Genomic DNA, 25,275 nt, shown 5'->3' with positions numbered 1-25,275 from the left:
TTCAGGTATACAATCGCGAATATTTTGGCGGGTAGCGCAGAATCTATCCGTCCGACAACGAACATAAAGGAGCGGTCATGACCAAACACTATGATTACATCGCTATCGGCGGCGGCAGCGGCGGTATCGCCTCGATTAACCGCGCCGCTATGTACGGCCAGAAATGTGCGCTCATCGAAGCCAAAGAGCTGGGCGGCACCTGTGTTAACGTGGGCTGCGTGCCGAAGAAAGTGATGTGGCATGCCGCGCAGATTCGTGAAGCGATTCATCTGTATGGCCCGGACTACGGTTTTGACGCCACGATTAATCAGTTCGACTGGAGCAAGCTGATTGCCAGCCGTACCGCGTATATTGACCGCATCCATACTTCATACGACAACGTGCTGGGCAAAAATAACGTGGATGTGATTAAAGGCTTTGCCCGCTTTGTCGATGCCAAAACCATTGAAGTGAACGGCGAAACCATTACCGCCGACCATATTTTGATCGCTACCGGCGGCCGTCCAAGCCATCCTGAGATTCCAGGCGTGGAATACGGCATTGATTCCGACGGTTTCTTTGCGCTGTCGGCCTTGCCGGAGCGCGTCGCGGTGGTAGGCGCAGGTTATATCGCCGTTGAACTGGCTGGCGTTATCAACGCGCTGGGGGCGAAAACGCATCTGTTTGTCCGTAAACATGCGCCGCTGCGCAGTTTTGACCCAATGATTAGCGAAACGCTGGTTGAGGTGATGAACGCCGAAGGCCCGCAACTGCATACTCACGCCGTGCCGAAAGCGGTGGTGAAAAACGCCGACGGCAGTCTGACTCTGGAACTGGAAGATGGCCGCAGTGAAACCGTTGATTGCCTGATCTGGGCCATTGGTCGCGAACCGTCGACCGACAATATTAATCTGGCGGCAGCGGGCGTGAAAACCAATGAAAAAGGTTACATCATCGTTGATAAATGGCAGAACACGAACGTAGAAGGCATTTACGCCGTTGGCGATAACACCGGCGCAGTGGAGTTAACGCCAGTCGCCGTCGCCGCCGGTCGCCGTCTCTCCGAACGCCTGTTTAACAACAAGCCGGACGAGCATCTGGACTACAGCAACATCCCGACCGTGGTCTTTAGCCATCCGCCTATCGGCACCGTCGGATTAAGCGAGCCGCAGGCGCGCGAGCAATACGGCGACGAGCAGGTAAAAGTCTATAAATCATCGTTTACCGCTATGTATACCGCGGTGACGACGCACCGCCAGCCGTGCCGTATGAAGCTGGTCTGCGTCGGGCCGGAAGAAAAAATTGTGGGTATCCACGGTATCGGCTTCGGCATGGATGAAATGTTGCAGGGCTTCGCAGTGGCGCTGAAGATGGGCGCTACCAAGAAAGACTTCGATAATACCGTCGCTATTCACCCGACCGCATCGGAAGAGTTTGTGACCATGCGTTAATATCTTGTGCGCCCATCTTCAAGGGTGGGCGCACAAGCCTGCATGATTAATACGTACTGAAATAACTCTGGATCAGTTCCGGATTACGCGTCTGAGTTAATGCCGTCATCAGCAAGACTCGCGCCTTCGCCGGGTTGAGCGAGTCAGACACCAGCCCTGGCTGCCCTTTATCCAACGGTACGACGCCGTTTCCGGTGCGGGAAGCGCGCACCACGATAATCCCGGCTTTCTCCGCTTTTTTAATCCCCGCGTCGCTGCGTACCGAGACCGAACCTGCGCCGGTTCCGGCATAAATAATACCGTCCGCGTGATGGGCGATCGCCGCATCATACATATATTCCGGGTCGTCCTGATAGCCGTAAATAATCACCACATTGGGTAATTTTTTGATATTACGTACGTCAAAAACAGATCGCAGGGTATGAATTTTTTCCACCCGCGTTTCGAACTGTGGCTGACCATTAACGATGACCCCCAGATAGCCCTCTTCCGGCGCTTTAAAGGTATCCAGAGTCGTGGCATTAGTTTTCGTCACAAAGCGCGCCGAACCAATACGATCGTTTAAAACCACCATCACACCGCGTCCCTTCGCATTCGGGTCAGCAGCCACCGTGACCGCTTCCAGCAGGTTCATTGCGCCATCGGCGCTGATTGCCGACGCGGGCCGCATTGCAGCGGTAAACACCACCGGTTTGTCGCTTTTCACGGTCAAATTAAGAAAGTAGGCGGTTTCATCGAGCGTGTCAGTGCCATGAGTAATAACCACACCGTCAACATCGTCCCGCGCCAATAACGCATTCACCTTCTGTGAAAGTTTCAGGATGATATCGCTGGTCATATTTTCGCTACCAATATTCGCCACCTGCTCGCCGTCAACGCGAGCGATATTATTCATTTCCGGCACGGCATTTATTAATGTTTGCACGCCAAGTTCACCAGATTTATATCCGGCGGTTTGCGTATTATTGGCTGCCGTCCCGGCGATAGTACCGCCTGTCGCGAGAATAACAATATGCGGTAGTGACGTTGTGCTAAATACACAGTGGCTGATGAGCAGCAACACGGTGGCCATGAAAACTCTAATTTTCATTTTCTTCCTCTGAATTAAAAATAATAAGTGACGTGTGCTATAAAAAATTTAATAACAATCAGGCCAGAACCATTTTTCCTATTAACAGCCCGACAATGACCGAGACAATCACGTTAACTAATCCCGGACGCATAAAACTATGGTTAAGCACATATTTGCCAATACGCGTCGTACCGGTATCGTCAAACGCCAGCGCCGCCAGACACTGCCCTGCCACCGGAATAAAGAAATAGCCGTTAACGGCAGGCCAGGAGCCGATTAACGCATAAGCGGGCAACCCTAACGCCAGCCCCAGCGGCAACAGAATTAACGTCGTTGCCGCCTGGCTGCTGACCATAGCGGACACGAAAAACATCATAATGGCGATAAGCCAGGTATGCTGTTGCAATAGAGTTTGCACTTCTGCCTTAATCAACGCGATATGACCATTCACGAACGTCTCACTCATCCAGGCCAGGCCGAAGGCGCAGACAATCGCCAGCGCGCCCGCCCGAAATACCGTACCGCTGATAATCTGATCGACCTGCGGCCGGCATAACAACACAATCAGGCAGGCAAAAGAGAGCATCGTAATCTGGATAGCGGCGGACATCGAAAGCGGTTGTAGCCCTTTCGCTGTCTCCACCATGGGCCGAAGCGCCGGAATCAGTCCTAAGAGAACGATAACGATCGCGCTGGTCAGAAATAACGCCACCGACAATTTGGCGCGCGAAGTGACCACCGTATTTTTACTTTCTTTCTGCGCAGGTTTAATTAACCCTTCAGCAAGCCGACGTTGATATTCCGGATCGTCTTTTAACTCTTTTCCTTTATTAAAGGTCGCTATTGCCCCCATCGCTACACCGATTAACGTGGCGGGCACGCAAATCATCATAATGGTTGAAATAGAGACGCCCAACGGCGCCATTAAACCAATCATCGCCGCCATGGCGGCAGATATAGGACTGGCGGTGATCGCCTGTTGCGATGCAATAACAGAAATAGATAAAGGACGTTCCGGTCGAATACCTGAATCCCGTGCGACTTCAGAAATAACCGGCAGCAAGCTATAAACGACATGCCCCGTTCCTGACATAAACGTGAAGATATAACAGATAAACGGCGCTAATAACGTAATGTAACGAGGGTGGCGACGCAGAATTTTTTCCGCCAGTTTGACCAGTAAATCCAGCCCGCCGGAGGCCTGTAAAGATGCGGCCGCCAGGACAACAGAAAGAATTATCAGAATAACATCAATCGGTGGCGTAGAAGGCGTCAGGCCAAAAATAAAAACCATCACGCCGACGCCTAACCCGCCGACCATCCCTAAAAATACGCCGCCGATCCTGGCGCCTATCATCAGGGCCACAAGGATAAAACATAATTCCGTCCAAAACATACTTCCTCCTGGGTTATCTGGAGTGAGTGTCGCTTTACATTGAGGGACGTAACCTATTGTGCAAACGGTTTACCAAAACCAAATGCGCCGTAATGAGATAACACCTGCGCCGCCGATTTCCCGCCCTGCCGCATGGCGCGTAACACGCTTTCTTTATCGGGTTCCGCCATACCCGATTGCAAAATGGAAAGCAAAAAACCGGTTAAGAAGGCGTCGCCTGCGCCCAGCGTATCGACAGGTTCGATATAAACAGGTTGCCACTCCAGATAATCCCTGCCGGAAAAATAATAAACTTTTTCATGCCCGCAGGTGGCAATAAGATGCCGACAGCCATAACGATAAAGTTTATTGAGTTTTATTTTGATTTCATCTGGCGATAACCCACTACAGGAGACAAATCCATAATCTACCCACGGGCATACCTTTTCAAAATAGTCGTCTGTACCGCGCCCGGAAAAATCAAAAGAGAGTAAGACGGTTTGTTGTTTAATTTTCTCCAGCTCCGATTCCAGATGGCCGTTAATACTGGAATGGACTAAGGTAAATTGTGATATATAACGAAGATCGTCGTCAGACAAGCTAAAAGGATGTTCCCGCAATACGCCGTTTTTGTTGCTGGCGACAAATTGCCGATCGCCATGCGTGAGACGGATACAGGCATACCCATTTTCGCCGGTATAATGGCGGCTGTGAGAGATGTCTATCTGTAGCTGGTGTAATACATCCTGTACGTGCTGCGCGGCGTCGTCATTGCCAAACGCCCCCATAAACGCGCTGGGGATGTCTGCTAATTTCGCATAGACAGCAAAATTTAATGCATTACCGCCGGGGTACATGATGCCGGAATGCAGGTATTTATCGACAACGTTGTCGCCAATACCCAATACGCTGATGCTCATCATTATTCCTTGTTTGTCTTTACAATAAAAAGCGTCCCTGCTTTTTTATCCATCCTGATGTAATTAATATTCCACTTTCCACATATAGCGGCGCGTCGTTAACGGATGCTGACGCGCCTCAGCTAACGCCCGATTGTAAACGGGATAAACGTTATTAAAGAGAGAGTGGTTAAAGTAATCAATAACCGTGGTTTTAATGGTCGATAGCCCCAGTTCTTTCGCATCGACAACTTCAATCCGGCGACCATATTTTTTCAGGAAGTTTAACGCGCGTTCATCCACCGCCCGCGTATTGCCCTCGGAAAACTGGAAGAAGAAAGGCGTATTCGCATCGGTAATTTCAAAGGGCCCGTGGAAAAACTCACCGCTATGAATACAGGCGGAATGTATCCATTGCATTTCCATAAAGATACAGATGCTCTGTAGGTAGGCTGCGCCATAGCCCGCGCCGCTGGCGACGGTGTAAATGACTTTATCGTCTTTATATTCCTGCGCGAACGCCTGCGCACGCTCCGCAACCTGCTCGCAAGCGCGCCAGACGATACGGTTGATTTTGCTGACGCCATCCTGAAAATCGTCGTAGTGCGCATACCCTTCCGTCTGCTGGAGCAGTTCGACCGCACTCAGCAGGCCTTTCATCGTTTTCTCTCCGGCAATATCTTTACCGTCGCCAAACGTGTACGTTTCCACATAGTCGCAATGCGCCACCAACGGTGAATCCATTATCCAGGTTAAACCAATGACCGGCGCGCCGTGCTGACGGGCGATTTCAGCCGCTTTAATTGTCTCTGGCGTATTACCTTTGTGGGAGGCGACAACCACAACGGCATTTTCTCCCAGCGCTACCGGCGGGTTGTTAATAAATTCTCCGCTGTTATACAGACCGACAGTCAACGCTTTCGCTTCTTTTTCTAAAAATGCTTTCGCCGGATAGAACGCCGCATAAGAACCGCCGCACGCCACGTAATAGACGTGTTTAACGCCTCCTTTCTCTGCCTGGCTGGTCACAATATTGCTAACTGTCTCTTTCATACCCATCATGCTTTCCTCTGGTTCCATCAATGATACAGGCGAGGATTCGCCATAAATGACTCATAATGTATTATTATTTTTATATGACATTTAAAGACATTTGATCAAGATGGAAACCAAAAAAAATCGGGATCCGCGATCTGGATCCCGATTCAGCCTGCTCTTCGTTAGCGTAATGCTGACATCATACGGTAAACCGTATTTTATCGCCGACAATCAACTGTTGCGAAACGCAGGAGAGTTCTCCTTTGTTATCAATCATTTCACTTTTTATCAGGATCAGCGGATAACCCTCGTTGACGCCAAGATAATGGGCGACTTCAAAGCTGGCATAAACCAGTTCGATCATCTTACGGGAGTGGGTAAACCATAAATGGTATTTCTCGCGTAAGCATTCATACAAAGAGTGATTATTAAGATCTTCGTCCAGCAAAAACGCAAAACGTGGGGGAAGATGTACGGTTTCCAGCGATACCGCCACATCGTCGGCATAGCGGATACGTTCAATGACGACCGCTTTTTCGCCATCGTTCATATTCAGTAACGCTTTTGTCTCATCGTCTACCGATTCAAAAACGGATTTGATGGTGCGTGACCCCGGGCGACGTCCCTGAGACTGGCATAACTCGCTGAAACTCATGATGCCGGTCATGCTGCGCTGAAATTTCTCACCAGAGACAAAGGTGCCTTTGCCGGAGACACGGGTCAGCAAATTTTCACGCGTCAGCGCATCCAGCGCCTTACGGACCGTGACCCTGCTCACCTGCCAGCGCGCGCTCAGTTCATTTTCCGTCGGGATCTGCTGGCCTGGTTTATACTCTCCACGCGCAATGGCCTCTTTTAAGGCGGCTTCAAGCTGCTTATAAAGCGGTTTGGCGCTTTTACTGTCGGGTTGCTCGATCATTTGTATCCATTTGTATTATCATGGTGCCATAGCTTGTATTATAACTATTTACGTTACCTTTGCTTGTGAATCCACGCCATGCGGCGATGTAGTGATACCGCTATGAAACGAATGTTCTGATTTTAGGTCTGGGACGGGCGCCATGAAAATAGGATTTTCGCAATATCATTCAGTAATTTATGAAGTGTTTTTTTTGAGGGGGTAAATTGCAAAATGTGATCTACCGCACACTTTGCCACTCGGGTATCGAAGCGAATGTCTACGCTTAATAGACAGCCGGGCAACACCCGTATCTTTTACGACGCAAGCCGGAGGTCCTTGTCATTATGCTCAACCAGAAATTAAACCCCACGCCTTCTGAAGATCTGACTATTGATGTCGATCTGCTTTATGAAACAGACCCGTGCGAGTTAAAGCTGGATGAAATGATCGAGGCGGAACCGGAGCCGGAGATGATCGAGGGGCTTCCCGCCTCTGACGCCCTGACCCCTGCCGATCGGTATCTCGAACTGTTCGAGCATGTACAGTCAACAAAACTGTTTCCAGACAGTAAAACGTTCCCGGACTGCGCGCCGAAGATGGACCCGCTTGATATCCTGATCCGCTACCGTAAGGTCAGACGCCACCGTGATTTTGACTTACGCCGCTTCGTCGAGAACCATTTCTGGCTACCGGAAACCTTATCCAGCGAGTATGTCTCTAACCCCGAAAACTCGCTCAAAGAACATATTGACCAGCTTTGGCCGATACTGACGCGCGAACCGCAGGATCATATTCCGTGGTCTTCGCTGCTGGCGCTGCCGCAATCCTATATCGTGCCGGGAGGCCGTTTTAGCGAAACCTATTATTGGGACTCTTATTTTACCATGCTGGGTCTGGCGGAAAGCGGGCGCGAAGACTTACTTAAATGTATGGCGGATAATTTCGCCTGGATGATTGAAAACTATGGCCATATTCCCAACGGCAACCGGACCTATTATCTGAGCCGCTCGCAGCCGCCGGTTTTCGCCCTGATGGTTGAACTGTTCGAAGAAGATGGCGTGCGCGGCGCACGGCGTTATCTCGACCATCTCAAAATGGAATACGCCTTCTGGATGGACGGCGCCGAATCGCTGGCACTCAACCAGGCTTATCGCCACGTTGTGCGGATGCCGGACGGTTCCCTGCTGAACCGCTACTGGGACGATCGCGACACGCCGCGCGACGAGTCCTGGCTGGAAGATGTCGAAACCGCAAAACATTCCGGTCGTCCACCCAATGAAGTCTACCGGGATTTGCGCGCCGGGGCGGCGTCCGGCTGGGACTATTCTTCACGCTGGCTACGCGATGCGGGCCGGCTTGCCAGCATACGTACGACCCAGTTTATCCCTATCGATTTGAACGCTTTTCTGTATAAACTGGAGAGCGCTATCGCCAATATTTCAGCACTGAAAGGCGAACGTGACACCGAGGCGCTATTTCGCCAGAAAGCCAGCGATCGACGCGCCGCCGTGAACCATTATCTGTGGGATGATGAAAACGGCTGTTATCGGGACTATGACTGGCGACGCGAAGAAATGGCGCTCTTTTCCGCCGCCAGTATCGTGCCGCTGTATGTCGGTATGGCGAACCATGAGCAGGCCGACCGTCTGGCAAACGTGGTACGCAGCCGTCTGTTAACGCCCGGCGGGATTATGGCGACCGAATACGAAACCGGCGAACAGTGGGATAAACCGAACGGCTGGGCACCGCTGCAATGGATGGCGATTCAGGGCTTCAAACTGTATGGCGACGATATGCTGGGCGATGAAATCGCCCATAACTGGTTAAAAACGGTGAACCATTTTTATCAGGAGCACCATAAACTGATCGAGAAATACCATATTTCCGGCGGTACGCCCCGCGAAGGCGGCGGGGGCGAGTATCCGCTACAGGATGGATTCGGCTGGACCAATGGCGTGGTGCGCCGCCTGATTGGCCTTTACGGAGAGCCTTAACCTGCTCCGGCCTCAGTGAATCGCATCATAAATGGCTGACTGAATTTTCAGCCATTTTTTATTGTCTGCGCTGGGCCGGGCCTGAGCGCGCAGTCGGGCCTGCTCCGTATCGTGCTGCTGGCGCGTCACAACAGCCGGAACGGTGCAAAACGTTTGCAAATAGGTTTTATGCATCGCGGTCAGCGGCGCGCCGCTCGACATGTCATGACTTAACGTTGTGATAAATCGTCGGCAGGGTTTGACCTCATCCATCAGCGCGGGATAACGCAACAACAGTTGCAGCACCTCGGTATGTCCTGCCGCAAACGCCTGCTCCGTCCACGCGAGCTGCCAGTTCATTCCGCCCTGGAGGAACAGCGCCGTCACCCGCGTATCATTGCGCTCTATCGCCGCCCGCATGGTAAACGCATCCCAGGTAATCCCCATATGATTGAGCGTTTCCCGCGCGGAAGGCGCCTCGCGCGGCGGTTCATCCTGCGCCATTGCGGGAGCTTGCCCGTTATCGGAGCCTGGCGACGACGAACTAAATAGCCAGAACGCGCCCGCCAGTATCGCCAGCGTCATGACGCCAACCGCGCCCCACAAAGCGCCGGAAATAAGTTGCTCACGCTCTTCAGGCGTACGCGGAGGCCGCTTACGCGGTGGTTCTATGCTCTCGCTAATCTCATGCTTATCTCCCCCGGCCTGCCGATCTTTAAGCCGCGCGGTTTCCCAGAACTGGCGCAATTCACGTTCATCCGCCAGCAGAAACGAAGCGGGATTCACGCGGGTACGTTTTTCGGCATAGGCGCGCTGGATGGGCCGAACGATTTGCTGATACTGAACGTTTAGCAGCATAAGCTGCGCTGAGGTGAGCGGCTGCCTGGCGATAACCTCGTTTCGCGCGAGGCGACAATCATCCAGAAACATACGCAGAGTGGTGCGCGACTCGGCGAACAGCGTTAACGCTGAGGCGTCATTAAAAATTCTGACGTAATGACGGGCAAACAATTTTTTATCGACCACCATAAGCGCCAGTTCGCTGAACAACATGCCCTCCAGCGCATGTTGATCTTCTCCCTGTTTTAACCACTGGCGCAAACGGTCCGGGCCAAAATGTTGCTTGAGGTAGTGATTCAGCGACGCCCGATCCGGCCATGCGCGCGCAATAAGCGCTTTTAACGTCAGTTCTATCGCCCGAAGCTGACGCTGCGCCTCAAGATGCGCCTCCTGGTCGGGGTCTTCCAGCTCAGTTTGATACGTCAGTAGCGGCTGCTGCTGACGTAGATGTTCCAGCGAGGTGACAAAACGCAACGCGGCAAGGAGTTGATTTTCGCTCACCTCTTGCCCGCTGTCATACTGGGGAACATGCTGCTGAAGGTGACGCAGTTGCAGCATAAACTGGCTCAACTGCGCGTCATTTATCCGCAATTTTTTCGCCACCGCGCCCCAACCGCCCAGGTTAAGACGCGCCTGCTCAAGTTGTTCCATGAACCACCGGGGCTCTTTTCCCTCTGTGGTATGAATACCCAGCAGCAGCAGGATTTCTATTGATGCCTGGCGGATAATCCCCAGGCTATGTTCAAAAGGCGCGCGTGTCGCCTGCGAAGCGCTATTCGTCATTATCTTCCCTAAAAAGACGATCCCGCGACGAGATCTTCATTTTCTTTTAATTATGTTTTTTCATAGATATAACAGATTTAGCCACATTTCAGTGACTTAATCTTAATGATTGCAAATTTATAAGAAGATCGGTTACTAACCGAAAACATCAGTTTTTCATTCTGTCAACGCGGCGTGACGCTGAACGGCATAGACCTTTTCCCTGCCTGCGTTTGGCCGTCTGACCGCTAGCCACGCGTGCAGCACACTTTATAATCGCGCTTTTTATGAGAAAGATGCCATGCCGCACATTTCATCTCGCTTTAGCTCCGCCTGCATCGCGTTTATTAAACAGTGGCAGGGTCTGTCGCTGGAAAAGTATCGCGATCGGCAGGGTAACTGGGTGATTGGTTACGGGCATATGTTGACGCCGGATGAGACGCTGACGTTCATTACGCCCGACCAGGCGGAGGCATTCTTGCTGGATGACCTCAATAGCTGCGATATGCTGCTACAGAATTGTTTGCCGGAACTTAATGATCGGTTTCAACGCGAAACGCTTATTGCGCTGATGTTCAGCATCGGACATCAGCGTTTTTTATCATTAATCAATACGGGTGATATTTCACAGCCAGAAATAAGCGGACTGCGAATTTAACGTCGTTAATTCGATTCATTTAACATCATGGCGGCCTGGGTACGATTTTTTACATCCAACCGCCGGTAAAGCGACTCCAGATGCGCTTTAACCGTCCCGGTACTAATATTTAACGCCCGCCCAATTTGTTTATTTGATTCTCCTGCGGCAAGCATCTGTAAAATTTCCCGCTGGCGGGCGCTTAACGCTTTTATATCACGGGACTCCAGCTCCGTTGAATTTAACCAATCCCCCGGTAAAAACATCATCCCGCGAGCGACAGCATTGAGCGCAAGGACAAAGGTTTCGGCATCAGAATCGCGTGGCACCACGGCCTGAACGTTAAATTGCATGACTTCATGCAGCCACTTTTGACTGCCATCCATCGCCGTGATAATAATCTTCACCTCCGGAAATTGCTGCGCGATTCTTTGTAACACCTCGCGGCAAAATTCAGCATCGAGGCCGCTATCCAGCATGACCAGCGCATCCGGCGCGCTTTCTATTTTTTGCCAGAGTTCTTCTGCCTGACCGACACTCTGGATACTTATTCCTGGAATGTGCTGCTGCAAACTGATTTTCATTCCATGAATAAATATTGACTGCCTGTCAAACATGATTACCTGCATTACTTTTCTCCACCTGGGTAAGATAATAGTCTCAAGATGAGGAAGGGTATTACCCGTAGGGTAAAATAAGAAGTCGCCATTTGGTATAGGCCATTTTACCGATAGTCATTGGTTGAGGAAGGGAAAGGTTATGAATATTTACAGCTTCAACATCGGGATTACAGAATTCGCTAAAATTAGCGTTTTAAAGTAAGGAATATCTTATTAGTACAAACAGACAAGGCTAATTTGAATATTAATTTAATGAAGAGTACGCCTGGCGCGTCACAAAGGAAATATCTGCTTTTCGCCTGATGTGTTACAAAAAATAAAGTAGCACATTTTGTTAAAAAATAGCCAATCCGCCTGAAAACCGCGACGATGGGTCAATGACAATACCGTGTATGTACATGCATTTCTCTCTCCCACTACACCCGCGGCTATCAGCGTGTTTTACCGCTCTCGTCCCGTTTATCGGCTTTTTGGCGCTAAAAAGCCTGGCCGGAAGGCGATAAATCCGCCGCGCAACGTGATCAGACGTATTCGTCACGCGAGCAATGATTGCGAAAGGGCTTATTAGGTGCTAGAAAATCAATAAAACCAGCCGCTTCAGCGTCACTGTTTCAATAAAAACAATAATAGAGCCTGATGATGGATAAAATATATGCAATGAAATTGTTTGTACGCGTGGCGGAACGGGAAAGTTTTTCCCGTGCAGCAGAGGATATCGGCCTTCCCAAAGGCAGCGTCTCACGGCAAATACAAGCGTTAGAACATCAACTGGGCATCCGCCTGCTCCACCGCACCACCCGGCGGGTACAACTTACTCAGGACGGAATGGTTTACTACGAACGGGCAAAAGATCTGTTGAGTAACCTGGATGAACTGGAGGGTCTTTTCCAGCCTGATCCCGCCAGTATCAGTGGCAAAATACGGGTAGATATACCGCCATGTCTCGCAAACAGCCTCATCATGCCGCGCCTGCCCACTTTTTTGCATCAGTATCCCGGCATTGCGCTGGAACTTTGTAGTAGCGATCGACAGGTCGATTTACTACGGGAAGATTTCGACTGCGTGGTGCGTACAGATCCGCTACATGCGCCAGGGATACTGACGCGCCCGCTTGGCAAACTGAGAAGGGTGAACTGCGCCAGCCCACAATACCTGGCGCGCTTTGGGTATCCAGAAAACCTTGACGATCTCGCCTCACATGCGGTGGTGCATTATTCATTAACGCCGGGAGTCTCTTCACCGGGTTTTGCCTTTGAAACTCCCCACGGTATGCAGTGGGTAAAAACCGGCGGAATGCTAACGGTAAACAGTACGGAGACCTGGCATACGGCCTGTCTGGCAGGATTAGGGATCATTCAGACGCCGCGAATTGCTGTACGGGAGGCGTTACGCACCGGAACGCTCATTGAAATTTTACCGCAATATCGCGCCGCTCCACTGCCGGTGACGCTGCATTATCCCCATCGCCGTAATCTTTCCCGCCGGGTACACCTGTTTATGGTATGGCTGACTGAAACCATTAAAGAGGCCGCAGAGTAGCCGCATTTTCAGCATCCACCGGGGAGAAGCTATACTGACATATTCTATTAATGATGAAGGACTACCGACCTGATGACGCAGGAAAATGACGTAAAACGCCCTATTCAGGAACTGGAGCACGACCCGATACAAAAAATAGAAACGCAGCCGCATGACGCCCCGGAAAAAAACGAAAAGGCAAATCAGGCGTTGCATTCCGTCACCTCCCTGGTGCAAAAAATTCAGCGTCAACCAATGGTGGCCCACCTCATTCGCGCGACCGAACGTTTTAACGATCGACTGGGTAATCAGTTTGGCGCGGCTATCACCTACTTTTCGTTTCTGTCGATGATCCCGATAATGATGGTGTCCTTTGCCGCGGCAGGTTTTATCCTCGCCTCGCACCCTAATCTACTGGAAGATATTTTCAGCAAGATATTGATGAATGTGAGCGATCCTACGCTGGCGTCCACGCTTAAAAATACGATTAATACGGCGGTTCAACAGCGTACCACGGTAGGGCTGGTCGGACTGGGTATCGCGCTCTATTCCGGCGTTAACTGGATGGGCAACCTGCGGGAAGCGATTCGCGCCCAGTCACGGGACGTCTGGGAGCGCAAGCCGCAGGATCAGGAGAAAATCTGGCTCAAATATCTACGCGATTTTATCTCGCTGATTGGATTATTAATCGCTTTAATCATTACGCTGTCCATTACTTCCATCGCCGGTTCCGCCCAGCAGATGATCATCTCCGCCTTGTATCTCGACAGCATCGAATGGTTAAAACCGGCCTGGCATTTGATCGGTCTGGCCATCTCTATTTTTGCCAACTATCTGCTTTTCTTCTGGATTTTCTGGCGACTGCCTCGCCATCGTCCCCGTAAAAAAGCGTTGATTCGCGGGACATTTATTGCCGCTATCGGTTTTGAGGTGATTAAAATCATTATGACCTATACGCTGCCGTCACTGGTGAAATCGCCTTCCGGCGCAGCGTTTGGCTCCGTACTCGGTCTGATGGCCTTCTTCTACTTTTTTGCCCGTCTGACGTTATTCTGCGCGGCCTGGATAGCCACCGCCGAATACAAGGACGACCCGCGAATGCCGGGTAAAACGCAACGCTAGTCTGCGGCTTGCTGCCGAATGGCACGCACGGCGTCGTCATTCGGCCTACTGATGTGTAGACCCAGGCCGGGCAAGCAAAGCGTACCCGGCGGTACAATCAGGCACGTCCTTCCGCCTCATCTCATTGTTTCAGCATATAAATCCAGTAATTAACTTTTATTTAACCAGAAACCAGTTTTATCCACCAATTCTAAAATTATGTGAAGCATTTCATAGACGCAAAATGGCTGGCTTAAACATTATCCCCTTTTTGCGCTTTTTTTGACCATTTTTGGCTTTTGTTACACATTGAAATATAACTTTTGCTGTGCGTAATATGGCTATTCGTTCGCTAAAAATAAGAAAATAGTATGCAAGCAACCGCCACAACACTCGACCATGAGCAGGAACATGTTCCGGTAAACTCACGCAATAAAGTCGTTATTGCCTCGCTTATCGGCACCGCAATTGAGTTCTTCGACTTCTATATTTACGCCACCGCTGCGGTGATCGTGTTCCCCCTTATCTTCTTCCCCCAGGGCGATCCCACTGCGGCAACGCTACAATCGCTCGCCACCTTCGCTATCGCGTTTGTGGCGCGTCCGATCGGCTCTGCGCTATTCGGCCACTTCGGCGACCGGGTAGGCCGCAAAGTCACGCTGGTGGCTTCGCTGCTGACGATGGGGATCTCCACGGTCATTATCGGTCTGTTACCGGGCTACGCGACGATAGGTATTTTCGCGCCGTTGCTGCTGGCGCTGGCGCGTTTCGGTCAGGGACTGGGGCTGGGCGGCGAATGGGGCGGCGCAGCGTTATTAGCGACGGAGAATGCGCCGCCGCGCAAACGCGCACTGTATGGCTCCTTCCCACAGTTGGGCGCGCCGATCGGCTTCTTTTTTGCCAATGGCACCTTCCTGTTGCTCTCCTGGCTGCTGACCGACGAGCAGTTTATGAGCTGGGGCTGGCGCGTGCCGTTTATCTTCTCGGCGGTGCTGGTGATTATTGGCCTGTATGTGCGCGTGTCGCTGCATGAAACGCCGGTGTTTGCGAAAGTCGCCGCAGCGAAAAAACAGGTAAAAATACCGCTGGGCACGTTGCTGACGAAGCATGTCCGCGTAACCATTCTCGGCACGTTTATCATGCTGGCGACCTACACGCTGTTCTATATCATGACCGTCTATTCCATGACTTACAGCACTGCCGCCGCGCCGGTAGGGCTTGGCTTGCCGCGCAATGAAATACTGTGGATGCTGATGATGGCGGTGATTGGTTTCGGCGTGATGGTGCCCGTCGCCGGCCTGCTGGCGGACGCATTTGGCCGTCGGAAAAGCATGGTCATCATTACCACGCTCATCATTCTCTTCGCGTTGTTCGCCTTTACCCCGCTGCTGGGTTCAGGCAATCCAGCGCTGGTATTCGTGTTCCTGTTGTTAGGCCTGAGCCTGATGGGGCTGACCTTCGGCCCAATGGGAGCGCTGCTGCCGGAGCTATTTCCGACGGAAGTGCGCTATACCGGCGCATCGTTTTCCTACAATGTGTCATCAATTCTGGGCGCTTCCGTCGCGCCGTATATTGCCGCATGGCTGCAAAGCCACTACGGGCTGGCGGCGGTAGGGGTTTACCTGGCGTCAATGGCGGCGCTGACGCTGATTGCACTGCTGTTAACCCATGAGACGCGTCATCAGGCGTTGTAATAGGACGCCGGATGGCGTCATCCGGCGCTACGTTTCACGTTACTGCTTCATCTGCGTTAAAATCGTCCGGCACTGATTGGCTTCGCCTTCAGAGGGCGAAATGAGCGCCAATAGCGCGGCGGCGGGCGTTACCAACGTCGCCAGCGCTGCCGCAACCGCGCCGCGCGCAATCAGCGGGCCGGGCTTGACGCCCGCCTGCGGATTTTTAAATGTCCCGCGCACGTAAAGCGGCGATCGCAGCGTAATAATACGAATCCCTTTACTTTCCGGATCGATGGTTAAATCGAGCTGTTCAGAGGCGAAGCTCGCCGTACCGGTCACGTTAATCAGCGCATTTTCTGTATCAAAAGCAAAAATTTGCGGTCGCGCCACGCCGTTCGCAATATTGAGATTCGCCGCCGCGCAGTTAACCCGCACTTCGTCATCGCCAAAAATCTGCCCGACAATATAGTTGCCGACGTTCAGCCCCACGATTTCCATCAGGTTGCGGCTAATCAATCCATCATTCATCAATAATTTGAGATTGCCGTTACTGTTGCCAAGCAGCGCGGCGACCGAGTTGCCCGTCCCGCGAATATCCGCATCGCCGTTCAGCTCGCCCAGCGTTTTCTGCATCAGCTCCACATCCGGCATCAGTTCTTTAAGCTTCAACCGACGCGCCTGTATATCCGCCCGCCCCTGCATTGGCTTTTTATCCCCTTCCAGATGGATGTTGGAGACAATACTGCCGCCTGCCAGACCAAACTTCAGCGGCTGTAGACGTAAGTCGGCGTTTTTCAGGATGATATGGGTCGAAAGATCGCTAATCGGTAGACTGCCGCCATGCTCAATACGTCGGCCTTTAAACCGGACATCGGCGTCCATAACGTCCCATTTGTCGGTTTCAAAGCGATCGTAAGGCAACACTTTATCCGCCGGCTGAACATTCTTCTCGCCTTTGCGCTGTTCAGACCGTTTCGACTGCTCAGCGTCTTTCCCGGAATCCACGCCAATCAGCGGCCCAAGATCGGCCAGTCGTAACTGGCGCGATTCGACATCGCCTTCCAGTTTAGGGCGCGGTTTACCGGTGGTATAAGTGAGGGAGCCGTGGATATCACTGTCGCCAATGCGCCCGTTAAAACCGCGATAATCAAATACCGATGACTTTTCGGCGTCAATTTTCGCCACCAATCGCCCATCGGTCTCAAACGGCGGCGTATCCGGCAGCAGCACGCCGGTTAAATCATATAAATCGCCCAGTGAATCGCCAGAGAATTTAAGCCGCAGATCGACGCCGCCCATTTTCATCGGCTCGTTCACCACGCCGCTAAAAGCCACCCGCGTATTGCCAGAGCGGAAATCGGCCTGCACAGGAAAAGGCGTACTTTCGCTGCGTAGCGCCAGCATACCGCCTATTTTGCCCGTACCGGTCAACGGTTCCCCGTTATAACGCCCCTGCGCCTTCAGGCCGAAGACATAGTCGCCCACGGTGGATTTGTCTGCTTTGCCTTTCGTTCCCGTCACTTCGCTGAACGGCAACGGTTTGCCTAACGGATCGATCAGAATAGTGATATCCGCTTTACTGACCTTATCATCGAGCGCGATTCGCCCCTGGTCGAAGAGAATATTATCCAGCCGGAAGGACCAGGCGGAAGGTTTAGCATTGGGGTCCGTATTCTTGTCTTGCGCGAGGTTAAAGGTCCAGTTATTGGTTTTCTCAGACAGGCGAATAAGACGCGCGTCGGGTTTCACCAGTTTGATCCACGGCAGCCAGACGGTTTTGGTCAGGAGCGCCAGTGGGGCAAGCGTCGCCTCAACGCGTGGCAGATGTACCATCGTGACTTCCGGAATATCCGGCGGATTGCCGAGAATGACGTCTTCCGCGTGAACATGCGGCCACGGTACCCAGCTTCGCCATCCGGTCTCCTGTTTTTGGCGCTCCCACACCACGCCTAAATCGCCGCGAATAGCGAAAGGCCGGTTCAATTCGGTAGAGACTTTCTGGTTGATGGTCGGTTTGAGGCGGTTCCAGTCAAATGTTGCGATCAACAAAATCACTATGGCGATCAACAACAAGAAAGTCCCTGTGATGGCGGCGGTTATTTTGCCTGCTTTAGTCATGTGTTATTTCCTCACTTCTTCCCTTGCCTGTCCTAAAGATAGTTCAGCCAGACGAAAAAGGAGGATGACCGCGCCTCGTAATACCACGTATTACGGGAACAGTCTGGCATTACAGGGTCAGAATCACCTCTTCGAGCGATATCAGCGGCACGGGTCGAGAAAGAAAATAGCCCTGGGCGGCAAAGGCGGGCGAACGCTGCACATCACGCCACTCTTCCAGCGTCTCCACGCCCTCGACAATAACGCCGCGGCAGTAGCGGTTCATCAGTTGCAGCAGCAGAATGAACAGGTTGCGCCCCTCCGCGGACTGGCGCAGCATGACGAACAGCTCTCGCGCCACTTTAATGTAGTCATAACGCACTTCGCTCAGCGCTGAAAAATTGGCCATACCTGTACCAAAATCATCCAGCCACAGCGGGCCGAACTCACACATCGAGGCGAAAGAGGAGTCTTTCGGCAAACGAATATGTTCCACCAGTTCGAAACGCAGCCAGGGTAAGCGCTCCATCGCTGCCAGAATGTCCGGCTGTCGTCGCATGGCAATCAGCGTAGGGCCGTCGACATTGACCGATGCCAATAAGTGATGGCGAGTGAAAAAATCCGCTTTTTGTTCAAGCTGATGAAGTTGTTCTTTCACTACGTCAATGCGGTGTCGAACCGCTAACTCCGCGAAATAACGATCCGGGGCAATACGTCTGGAAGGGTTATCAGGATGGGTGACGACAGTGAGAAGTTCAACCGCCATCAAACGGCCATCCGTCTGGTATATCGGCTGGTAAGTATAGGCACGCTCGCATTGCAGCCAATAGCGCCGTTCCTGCAAATTCTCTATACCTGCATCAGGAACGCGTAGCTGCTGGATAACCTGCTTTATCATCTCAGTTGTCCTGTTAATGGGAGTGTGACTGTCCGGACTCGTCAAAGGTTATCGGCGTTCAGGCAGAGAACTTTACCCTCGGTCCCTGGCAAAATAAAAACAGCCCCCGAAACTTGTCAAAAATACGCACTTGCTCAAAAAAATAATGGACCGATGTTTTAATATTATTGACCACTAAACATCCACAGCGCACACTAACGCTAATTTTTACAGATCAGGTTCACGACTATGTCTAAAAAGATTGCCGTGATTGGCGAATGCATGATTGAGCTGTCGCAGAAAGGCGCTGATGTTCAGCGCGGCTTCGGCGGCGACACGCTGAATACCTCCGTTTATATTGCCCGTCAGGTCGATTCTGCCGCTCTGGCCGTTCACTATGTGACGGCGCTGGGTACTGACAGTTTCAGCCAACAGATGCTGGAGGCGTGGCAGCATGAAAATGTGGATACCTCGCTAACGCAGCGGATGGAAAATCGCCTGCCAGGCCTCTATTACATCGAAACCGATGATACTGGCGAGCGTACCTTCTACTACTGGCGTAACGAAGCGGCAGCGAAATTCTGGCTGGAGAGCGAGCAGTCAGCGGCTATCTGCGAGACGCTGGCAACCTTCGATTATCTCTACCTGAGCGGCATTAGCCTCGCGATTTTAAGCCCAACCAGCCGTGATAAACTGCTGTCTTTATTGCGTGAATGTCGGGCCAACGGCGGGAAAGTCATTTTTGATAATAACTATCGCCCGCGTTTATGGACAAGTCGCGAAGAAACGCAGCAGGTCTATCAAAAGATGCTGGAATGTACTGATATCGCCTTCCTGACACTGGACGATGAAGACGCGCTATGGGGTCAGCAACCCGTGGAAGAGGTCATTGCCCGCACCCATGCGGCAGGCGTGCAGGAAGTGGTGGTAAAACGCGGGGCGGACTCATGCCTGGTCTCGATTCAGGGCGAGGCGCTCATTGACGTTCCGGCAGTGAAACTGCCGAAAGAGAAAGTGATAGACACCACTGCCGCAGGCGACTCCTTCAGCGCCGGTTATCTGGCCGTTCGTTTGACGGGCGGCAGCGCGACGGATGCCGCGAAGCGCGGACACCTGACGGCCAGCACGGTGATTCAGTACCGTGGGGCCATTATTCCGCACGACGCGATGCCGCAGTAAGTCATTCGCTCTTGCCCGGTGGCGCTGCGCTTACCGGGCCGACAGGCGGCAGCTTACTGTGCCGCCGGTGTCTCCGTCACTTCCGGATGCGCCTCATCTGCTTCAACAGCGGCGGCAGTAGTCGGGACCATGATTTCATCCCACGTCGCCTTTAACGCCTTCATATTAAATTCCGGCTCGCCTTGCGGTTGCAGCAAAATTAATGCCATCTCCTGCGATAGCTGCTGACGTAAATTCTGATTGAGCATATCAACGGTCAGGCTGTTGAGGAAATTCTGACGCAGCTTCTGATACTGCTCCGGCGCGATATCCACCACCTGATTCTGCAGCGAGCGCATACGCTGTCCAGTCAAAATGTCAGTATCGGTACGCGCGTAGGTCGCGAACAGCTTTTGCAATTCGAGATTTTTCTGCGCCACCAGAGCAGTAAACTCCTCTTCCGACAAACCTTTATCGCGTACTTTCGCCAGTTCATTCGCCACCAGGCTCAAATTGGTATTGAGCTTATCATTAGGTGATTCAATGTTGATGGCGCACTGCGCGCGCAGGAACAGAACCCGGCAGTCAAACCCCAGGCCAATATCTTTCGCGTTATTTTTAGTAAGCTCTTGCTGGATATGCCAGAACAGCGCTTCACGCGCCAGATCCGCCTGCCAGTAGCGCAACAGCGCCGCCGATTCGCGAATCGGTTGCCACGGCGTATCCCACATAATGGAGAGACGATCCTGGCGCACCGCATCGGTCATAATGCTCACTGATTCCGCCCGCAGCGGCGAAAGCGTCGGCACCGGGGCGGGCGTTTCGCGTTTACCTTTCAGCGTACCGAACGTTTTATTGATCTGCTCGGCGACGGAGCGCGCATCAATGTTGCCGACAACAATCAGCGTCATGGCATCCGGGGTGTACCATTTTTCATAGAAAGCCTGAATTTTGGCTGCGTCTACCGGCTGCTTTAACGGTTCCGCGGGATCGTGCCCCAATAACGCCGACCCTTTCAGCCGATAACGCCACCAGCCCTCTTTAGTATCTGCTGGCCACGTCGCAACCATATCTTCGCTGCTTAACGCATGATTCACCGTCTCTGGCGTAATGGTTAATTTACCGGAGACGTTAGCCAGATAGGTCAGCGCTTCTTTCAGCAGATCGTTACGGTTATTGGGTAAACTGAGGTTATAGAGCGTGGAATCATAAGAAACAATAACGGGCGGCATGGGACGTTTCGGATCAAACCCTTGCTGCCATAAAGAACGTGCCTGTGCGGCATCCAGACCACCGCTTTGCGTCAGCGCGATACGGGGAATCGCATGGCTGAACCCGCTCTGTTGCGTACTTTCGGTGAGCGAACCGGTATTAACCTGGAGACGAACTTCAATACGATCGCTGGGGCGCTGAGGCGTAGCCAACACTTGCCACTGTAACCCATTAGCCAGCGTCCCCTGTTGCCATGCCGGATCGGGCTGGAGCGCATCTGCCTGCACATAGCCGGCAGAGGCCAACATCAACAGACTGCCCGCTAAGAGTCGAATTTTTGTGCCCTGCATGTGAACCCCTGATCAACAATCCTGGTAATAAAAAGACAGCCCCGGCAGGGATGCCTGAATATGACGTAAAAACACTTCGTGTTAGACCGCGAGAACCTAAAAATGTCACGGAAGAAGTGAAATAATCCCTAAGCATCATGCTGTATGCTTTGGGCGCAGGGGTCAATTATGCGCAAACACCCGCAGTCCTGGAAGGGACTACGGGCATAAGTGGCGAGATTAGGAGGAAATTTCGTGCGTTTTGCCATCCGGCGCACGATTATTAAGCACATCGTCCAGCTTTTGGTGATCTAACTCTTTCACCCATTTGGCAACCACCACCGTCGCCACGCCGTTACCCACCAGGTTAGTCAGCGCGCGCGCTTCGGACATAAAGCGGTCGATACCGAGGATTAACGCCAGTCCCGCAACCGGTAAATGTCCCACGGCGGAAATAGTGGCCGCCAGCACGATAAAGCCGCTTCCGGTCACGCCCGCGGCGCCTTTTGACGAGAGCAGCAGCACGACCAGCAGCGTTATCTGGTGGAAGATATCCATATGGCTGTTGGTCGCCTGGGCGATAAACACCGCCGCCATCGTCAGGTAGATAGAGGTGCCATCGAGGTTGAACGAATACCCCGTCGGGATCACCAGCCCTACCACCGACTTACGGCACCCCAGTTTTTCCATCTTATCGAGCATACGCGGCAACGCTGACTCGGAAGAGGAGGTGCCGAGCACAATGAGTAATTCTTCCCGGATATAGCGAATAAATTTAAAAATGCTAAAGCCCGTTACCCGTGCAATCGTCCCCAGCACCACCACCACGAAGAGAATACAGGTGATATAGAAGCAGATAATGAGCTGCCCCAGTTGCACCAGGGAACCGACGCCGTATTTACCGATGGTGAAGGCCATCGCGCCGAATGCGCCAATCGGCGCCAGGCGCATGATCATATTGATGATGCCGAAAATGACCTGCGAAAAACTCTCAATTACATTGAAAATGAGCTGGCCTTTGCTGCCCAAACGGTGCAGCGCAAAACCAAACAACACCGCAAACAGTAAGACCTGCAGAATGTTGCCGCTGGCAAACGCGCCGATCACGCTGCCCGGTATGACATCCATCAGGAAGGCAATAATGCCCTGCTCCTTGGCTTGTGCGGCATAAACGGCCACCGCCTGCGCATCCAGCGTTGCCGGATCGACGTTCATCCCGGCGCCAGGCTGCACGACGTTGACGATGATAAGACCGATAATCAGCGCAATCGTACTGACAATTTCAAAGTAAAGCAGCGCGACCGCGCCGGTACGGCCCACCGCCTTCATGCTTTCCATGCCTGCGATGCCCGTCACGACAGTACAGAAAATGACAGGAGCGATGATCATCTTAATGAGCTTAACGAACGCGTCGCCAAGCGGTTTCATTTGTGCGCCCAGTTCAGGATAGTAATGGCCAAGGAGAATACCAATGGCGATTGCTGTCAGGACCTGAAAATAAAGACTTTTGAACAGAGAGGTTTTCATAGGGTGTCCTTGAAGTAAAAACCACAGGTCTTGTAAGGTTATGAGTAACCTGCGGCCTTAAAATAACACCCACACAACATGACAGAAATGCGCCAGGATCATAATTGAAACAAAAATGTTAAAAAGTTTGAGCTGGCTCGCACAAGCGCGACCTTTTTTAACTTTTGTAATCAGGATTTTCGTGCGACAGATACCGTTCTTCAAAGATATCCGCGGGAACGGGCCGAGCAAACAGGAAGCCTTGCGCGACGTTGACTCCCGCCTGTTCCAGCCACGCGCGTTGCGCCTCGTTCTCCACGCCCTCGGCAATCAATTGTAAATTAAGACTGCGGGCCATCAGGATAATCGCCGTCACCATACTGTGATCATCCGGTAACCCATCGACAAACATTTTATCAATTTTAAGGATATCGACCGGTAGCGACTTCATATGCTGTAACTGGCGCAGCCCCGCGTAACCCATGCCAAAATCATCCAGTGCGATACGCACGCCAGCATTACGTAACGGACGTAAGATAGCGACGGCAGCGTGCGGATCGTCGATACGGCGGCTTTCAGTGACCTCAAGAATCAGCGTACCTGGTTGAATACGATAGCGGTTTAACAATTCCAGCAGCTCCGACACCATGCCAGGGTGCATGAGCTGTAACGCGGAAAGATTGACGGAGAGCGGCAATGTCACGCCGCGCTCCTGCCAGGCGGCAAGCTGGCGGCAGGACTCTTCCAGCACCCAATGGCCCACCGTAACCATCAGGCCGCAGGATTCAATGCGCTCAATCAGCCCCTCCGGCAATTCCCAGCTACCGTCCGGCTGCTGCATACGTAACAAGGCTTCGGCGCTTAATACGTTGCCGCTGCGCATCTCGACCTGCGGCTGCAGCCAAATGGCAAACTGATGGTTATCCAGCGCGGTAAGGATATCGCTCTCTTCGGTAAGGCGCTGTTGAGCGGCCTCCATCTGCGCCGGGTCAAAGAACTGGATCTGATTTTTACCTTTTCGGCGCGCGGTAAACGCGGCGGAGACGGCGCGACCATAGAGCTCTTCGGCGGTCAGATCGCCATAATACATCGCAATGCCAATACTGCAGCTTGGGCGCAGTTGAATACCCTGAATGGGTAGTCGTTCATTAATGATAGTGAGTATTTGCTGACCTAATGTGATGGCGTGCCACGGCTCTTTGACGCCGTGGGCGATAATGGCAAAGTCATAGCCGCTGACCTGCGTAAGCACCATGCGCGGCGCCAGCACCGACTTCAGCTTCTCAACCAACGTCAGTAATAGAATCTCCCGCTGCGTTTCTTGCAGCACGCCTGCCGTGTCACGCAACGTTTCGCACGTCACGATAATAAGCGCGGTGGTCTGTTGGCGGGTGATAACCTGTTCCAGCAGCGCCATTAAAAAGGCTTTATTGGGCAGCTCGGAAACCGGAAAACGCATCGCGTTGTCCGTTTGCTCCTCGCGTTGACGCTGCATAAGCTGCTGGTTGAGGTTATAGCTGCGCACCAGCATCCCAATTTCATCATCCTGATGCAGACGCGGCAACGCCAGCTGATGTCCGATCAGCTCCTGCTGCGGAATGTCGTTCAGCTCGCGGGCGATTTTGCGCAGCGGATGCACAATCAGGCGGTTTACGCACCAGGCGATGGCCACCGTCAGGATCAGCGATAAAAGTAAGTAAATGGTCACTAACGTAGAGAGCGCGCTCATGACGAATTTGTACATACGGTACGAATCCGCCTGCAATACAAGGTAGGCCAGCGGTTGCGGATTGGCGGGACGCTCCAGCGAATAAACCGGCAAAGAAATTTGTACCGGCAGTTCGAAGAGACGCGTCACCATAACCGGGACGGGGCGTTCAGGAATGAAGCGCTTACGCAACGCCTGGAACTGATTCGGCAATACCACATCGGCGCGACTCACCACGCCCGCAGGTTTAATACTTTCCAGAATGGTTTCCGCGCCGGGGAGATCCGCTTTTAAAATCGCGGAAGAAAGAGGTTCCCGAACAGATCGCGCGATGCTTTCCAGTTGCGTAGCCGTGTTGTAGCGGTTCTGCTGTACCAGATGGAACAACAAAACGGTGCAAAAGACAAAAACAAACACCATGACAACGGCCGCAACCATTGCCATCTGTTTAATTGTTAACGAGCGGCTGACGCGCAAATTGACTCTCCCTGGATATCCCGGACTGCCGCCTGAGTATACCCGATTGCTGCGGCATTAAGAGAGGCT

At 52.3% G+C, this 25,275-nt stretch carries 19 protein-coding genes; 7 read left to right on the top strand and 12 right to left on the bottom strand.

Translation table 11 applies throughout. The features are described 5' to 3' along the window. Positions 1-77 precede the first annotated feature (77 nt). Positions 78-1,430, top strand: a complete 1,353-nt coding sequence (gorA, locus tag OLG56_RS01230; protein WP_000160765.1) for a glutathione-disulfide reductase — start codon at positions 78-80, stop codon at positions 1,428-1,430. A 46-nt stretch (positions 1,431-1,476) separates the two neighbouring features. Here gorA and fraE read toward each other — a convergent pair whose 3' ends face one another. The 5 genes from fraE to OLG56_RS01205 all read right to left on the bottom strand — a co-directional run bounded on the left by fraE (position 1,477) and on the right by OLG56_RS01205 (position 6,733). Continuing rightward, on the bottom strand, positions 1,477-2,520 hold the full coding sequence (gene fraE / locus OLG56_RS01225; RefSeq protein WP_000702755.1) for a fructose-asparagine asparaginase: 1,044 nt from the start codon (positions 2,518-2,520) through the stop codon (positions 1,477-1,479). A 58-nt stretch (positions 2,521-2,578) separates the two neighbouring features. Continuing rightward, positions 2,579-3,898 carry an anaerobic C4-dicarboxylate transporter family protein gene (locus OLG56_RS01220; RefSeq protein WP_000498935.1) on the bottom strand — a complete coding sequence of 440 codons (1,320 nt, stop codon included), beginning with the start codon at positions 3,896-3,898 and terminating at the stop codon, positions 2,579-2,581. Between the two features lie 53 nt (positions 3,899-3,951). Beyond that, positions 3,952-4,797 carry a fructose-aspartate kinase gene (gene fraD, locus OLG56_RS01215; protein WP_000028436.1) on the bottom strand — a complete coding sequence of 282 codons (846 nt, stop codon included), beginning with the start codon at positions 4,795-4,797 and terminating at the stop codon, positions 3,952-3,954. A gap of 63 nt (positions 4,798-4,860) precedes the next feature. Then, positions 4,861-5,838 carry a 6-phosphofructose-aspartate deglycase gene (gene fraB, locus OLG56_RS01210; protein ID WP_010989080.1) on the bottom strand — a complete coding sequence of 326 codons (978 nt, stop codon included), beginning with the start codon at positions 5,836-5,838 and terminating at the stop codon, positions 4,861-4,863. Positions 5,839-6,013: 175 nt separating this feature from the next. Further along, positions 6,014-6,733, bottom strand: a complete 720-nt coding sequence (locus OLG56_RS01205) for a GntR family transcriptional regulator (RefSeq protein ID WP_000572566.1) — start codon at positions 6,731-6,733, stop codon at positions 6,014-6,016. 326 nt (positions 6,734-7,059) lie between these two features. On the opposite strand from OLG56_RS01205, the gene OLG56_RS01200 reads away from it, so the two are divergent. Continuing rightward, positions 7,060-8,709 (top strand): alpha,alpha-trehalase, encoded by a 1,650-nt coding sequence (locus tag OLG56_RS01200; protein WP_000934254.1) that lies wholly within the window; start codon positions 7,060-7,062, stop codon positions 8,707-8,709. 12 nt (positions 8,710-8,721) lie between these two features. Here OLG56_RS01200 and OLG56_RS01195 read toward each other — a convergent pair whose 3' ends face one another. Beyond that, entirely contained in the window at positions 8,722-10,311 is a 1,590-nt protein-coding gene (locus tag OLG56_RS01195) for an STY4199 family HEPN domain-containing protein (protein ID WP_000185004.1), read from the bottom strand. Positions 10,312-10,591: 280 nt separating this feature from the next. On the opposite strand from OLG56_RS01195, the gene OLG56_RS01190 reads away from it, so the two are divergent. Then, on the top strand, positions 10,592-10,948 hold the full coding sequence (locus OLG56_RS01190) for a glycoside hydrolase family protein (protein WP_001120251.1): 357 nt from the start codon (positions 10,592-10,594) through the stop codon (positions 10,946-10,948). A gap of 5 nt (positions 10,949-10,953) precedes the next feature. Here OLG56_RS01190 and OLG56_RS01185 read toward each other — a convergent pair whose 3' ends face one another. Further along, positions 10,954-11,556, bottom strand: a complete 603-nt coding sequence (locus tag OLG56_RS01185) for a response regulator transcription factor (RefSeq protein WP_001196081.1) — start codon at positions 11,554-11,556, stop codon at positions 10,954-10,956. 630 nt (positions 11,557-12,186) lie between these two features. Here OLG56_RS01185 and OLG56_RS01180 point away from each other — a divergent pair. The 3 genes from OLG56_RS01180 to OLG56_RS01170 all read left to right on the top strand — a co-directional run bounded on the left by OLG56_RS01180 (position 12,187) and on the right by OLG56_RS01170 (position 15,860). Further along, positions 12,187-13,086, top strand: coding sequence for a LysR family transcriptional regulator (locus OLG56_RS01180; protein WP_031601851.1), 900 nt, complete (start codon positions 12,187-12,189; stop codon positions 13,084-13,086). Between the two features lie 72 nt (positions 13,087-13,158). Beyond that, on the top strand, positions 13,159-14,187 hold the full coding sequence (gene yhjD, locus OLG56_RS01175; RefSeq protein WP_000191230.1) for an inner membrane protein YhjD: 1,029 nt from the start codon (positions 13,159-13,161) through the stop codon (positions 14,185-14,187). A gap of 350 nt (positions 14,188-14,537) precedes the next feature. After that, entirely contained in the window at positions 14,538-15,860 is a 1,323-nt protein-coding gene (locus OLG56_RS01170) for an MFS transporter (protein WP_001148981.1), read from the top strand. A 39-nt stretch (positions 15,861-15,899) separates the two neighbouring features. Here the strand turns inward: OLG56_RS01170 and OLG56_RS01165 are convergent, their stop codons facing one another. Then, on the bottom strand, positions 15,900-17,960 hold the full coding sequence (locus OLG56_RS01165) for an AsmA family protein (protein ID WP_023263142.1): 2,061 nt from the start codon (positions 17,958-17,960) through the stop codon (positions 15,900-15,902). Positions 17,961-18,069: 109 nt separating this feature from the next. Continuing rightward, positions 18,070-18,837 (bottom strand): cyclic-guanylate-specific phosphodiesterase, encoded by a 768-nt coding sequence (gene pdeH / locus OLG56_RS01160; RefSeq protein WP_000595623.1) that lies wholly within the window; start codon positions 18,835-18,837, stop codon positions 18,070-18,072. A 228-nt stretch (positions 18,838-19,065) separates the two neighbouring features. On the opposite strand from pdeH, the gene kdgK reads away from it, so the two are divergent. Next, on the top strand, positions 19,066-19,995 hold the full coding sequence (gene kdgK / locus OLG56_RS01155; RefSeq protein ID WP_000037583.1) for a 2-dehydro-3-deoxygluconokinase: 930 nt from the start codon (positions 19,066-19,068) through the stop codon (positions 19,993-19,995). 53 nt (positions 19,996-20,048) lie between these two features. Here kdgK and OLG56_RS01150 read toward each other — a convergent pair whose 3' ends face one another. The 3 genes from OLG56_RS01150 to hmsP all read right to left on the bottom strand — a co-directional run bounded on the left by OLG56_RS01150 (position 20,049) and on the right by hmsP (position 25,206). Next, entirely contained in the window at positions 20,049-21,536 is a 1,488-nt protein-coding gene (locus OLG56_RS01150; protein ID WP_001163182.1) for a M16 family metallopeptidase, read from the bottom strand. 219 nt (positions 21,537-21,755) lie between these two features. Next, positions 21,756-23,042, bottom strand: a complete 1,287-nt coding sequence (dctA, locus tag OLG56_RS01145) for a C4-dicarboxylate transporter DctC (protein WP_000858228.1) — start codon at positions 23,040-23,042, stop codon at positions 21,756-21,758. Between the two features lie 157 nt (positions 23,043-23,199). Next, on the bottom strand, positions 23,200-25,206 hold the full coding sequence (hmsP, locus tag OLG56_RS01140) for a biofilm formation regulator HmsP (protein WP_001266362.1): 2,007 nt from the start codon (positions 25,204-25,206) through the stop codon (positions 23,200-23,202). Positions 25,207-25,275 lie beyond the last annotated feature (69 nt).

This window comes from Salmonella sp. 2018103 (assembly GCF_026247685.1).
Lineage (GTDB): Bacteria > Pseudomonadota > Gammaproteobacteria > Enterobacterales > Enterobacteriaceae > Salmonella > Salmonella enterica.
The sequence above is the reverse complement of the archived record's forward strand: the minus strand, read 5'-3'. Positions and strand labels throughout refer to the sequence as shown.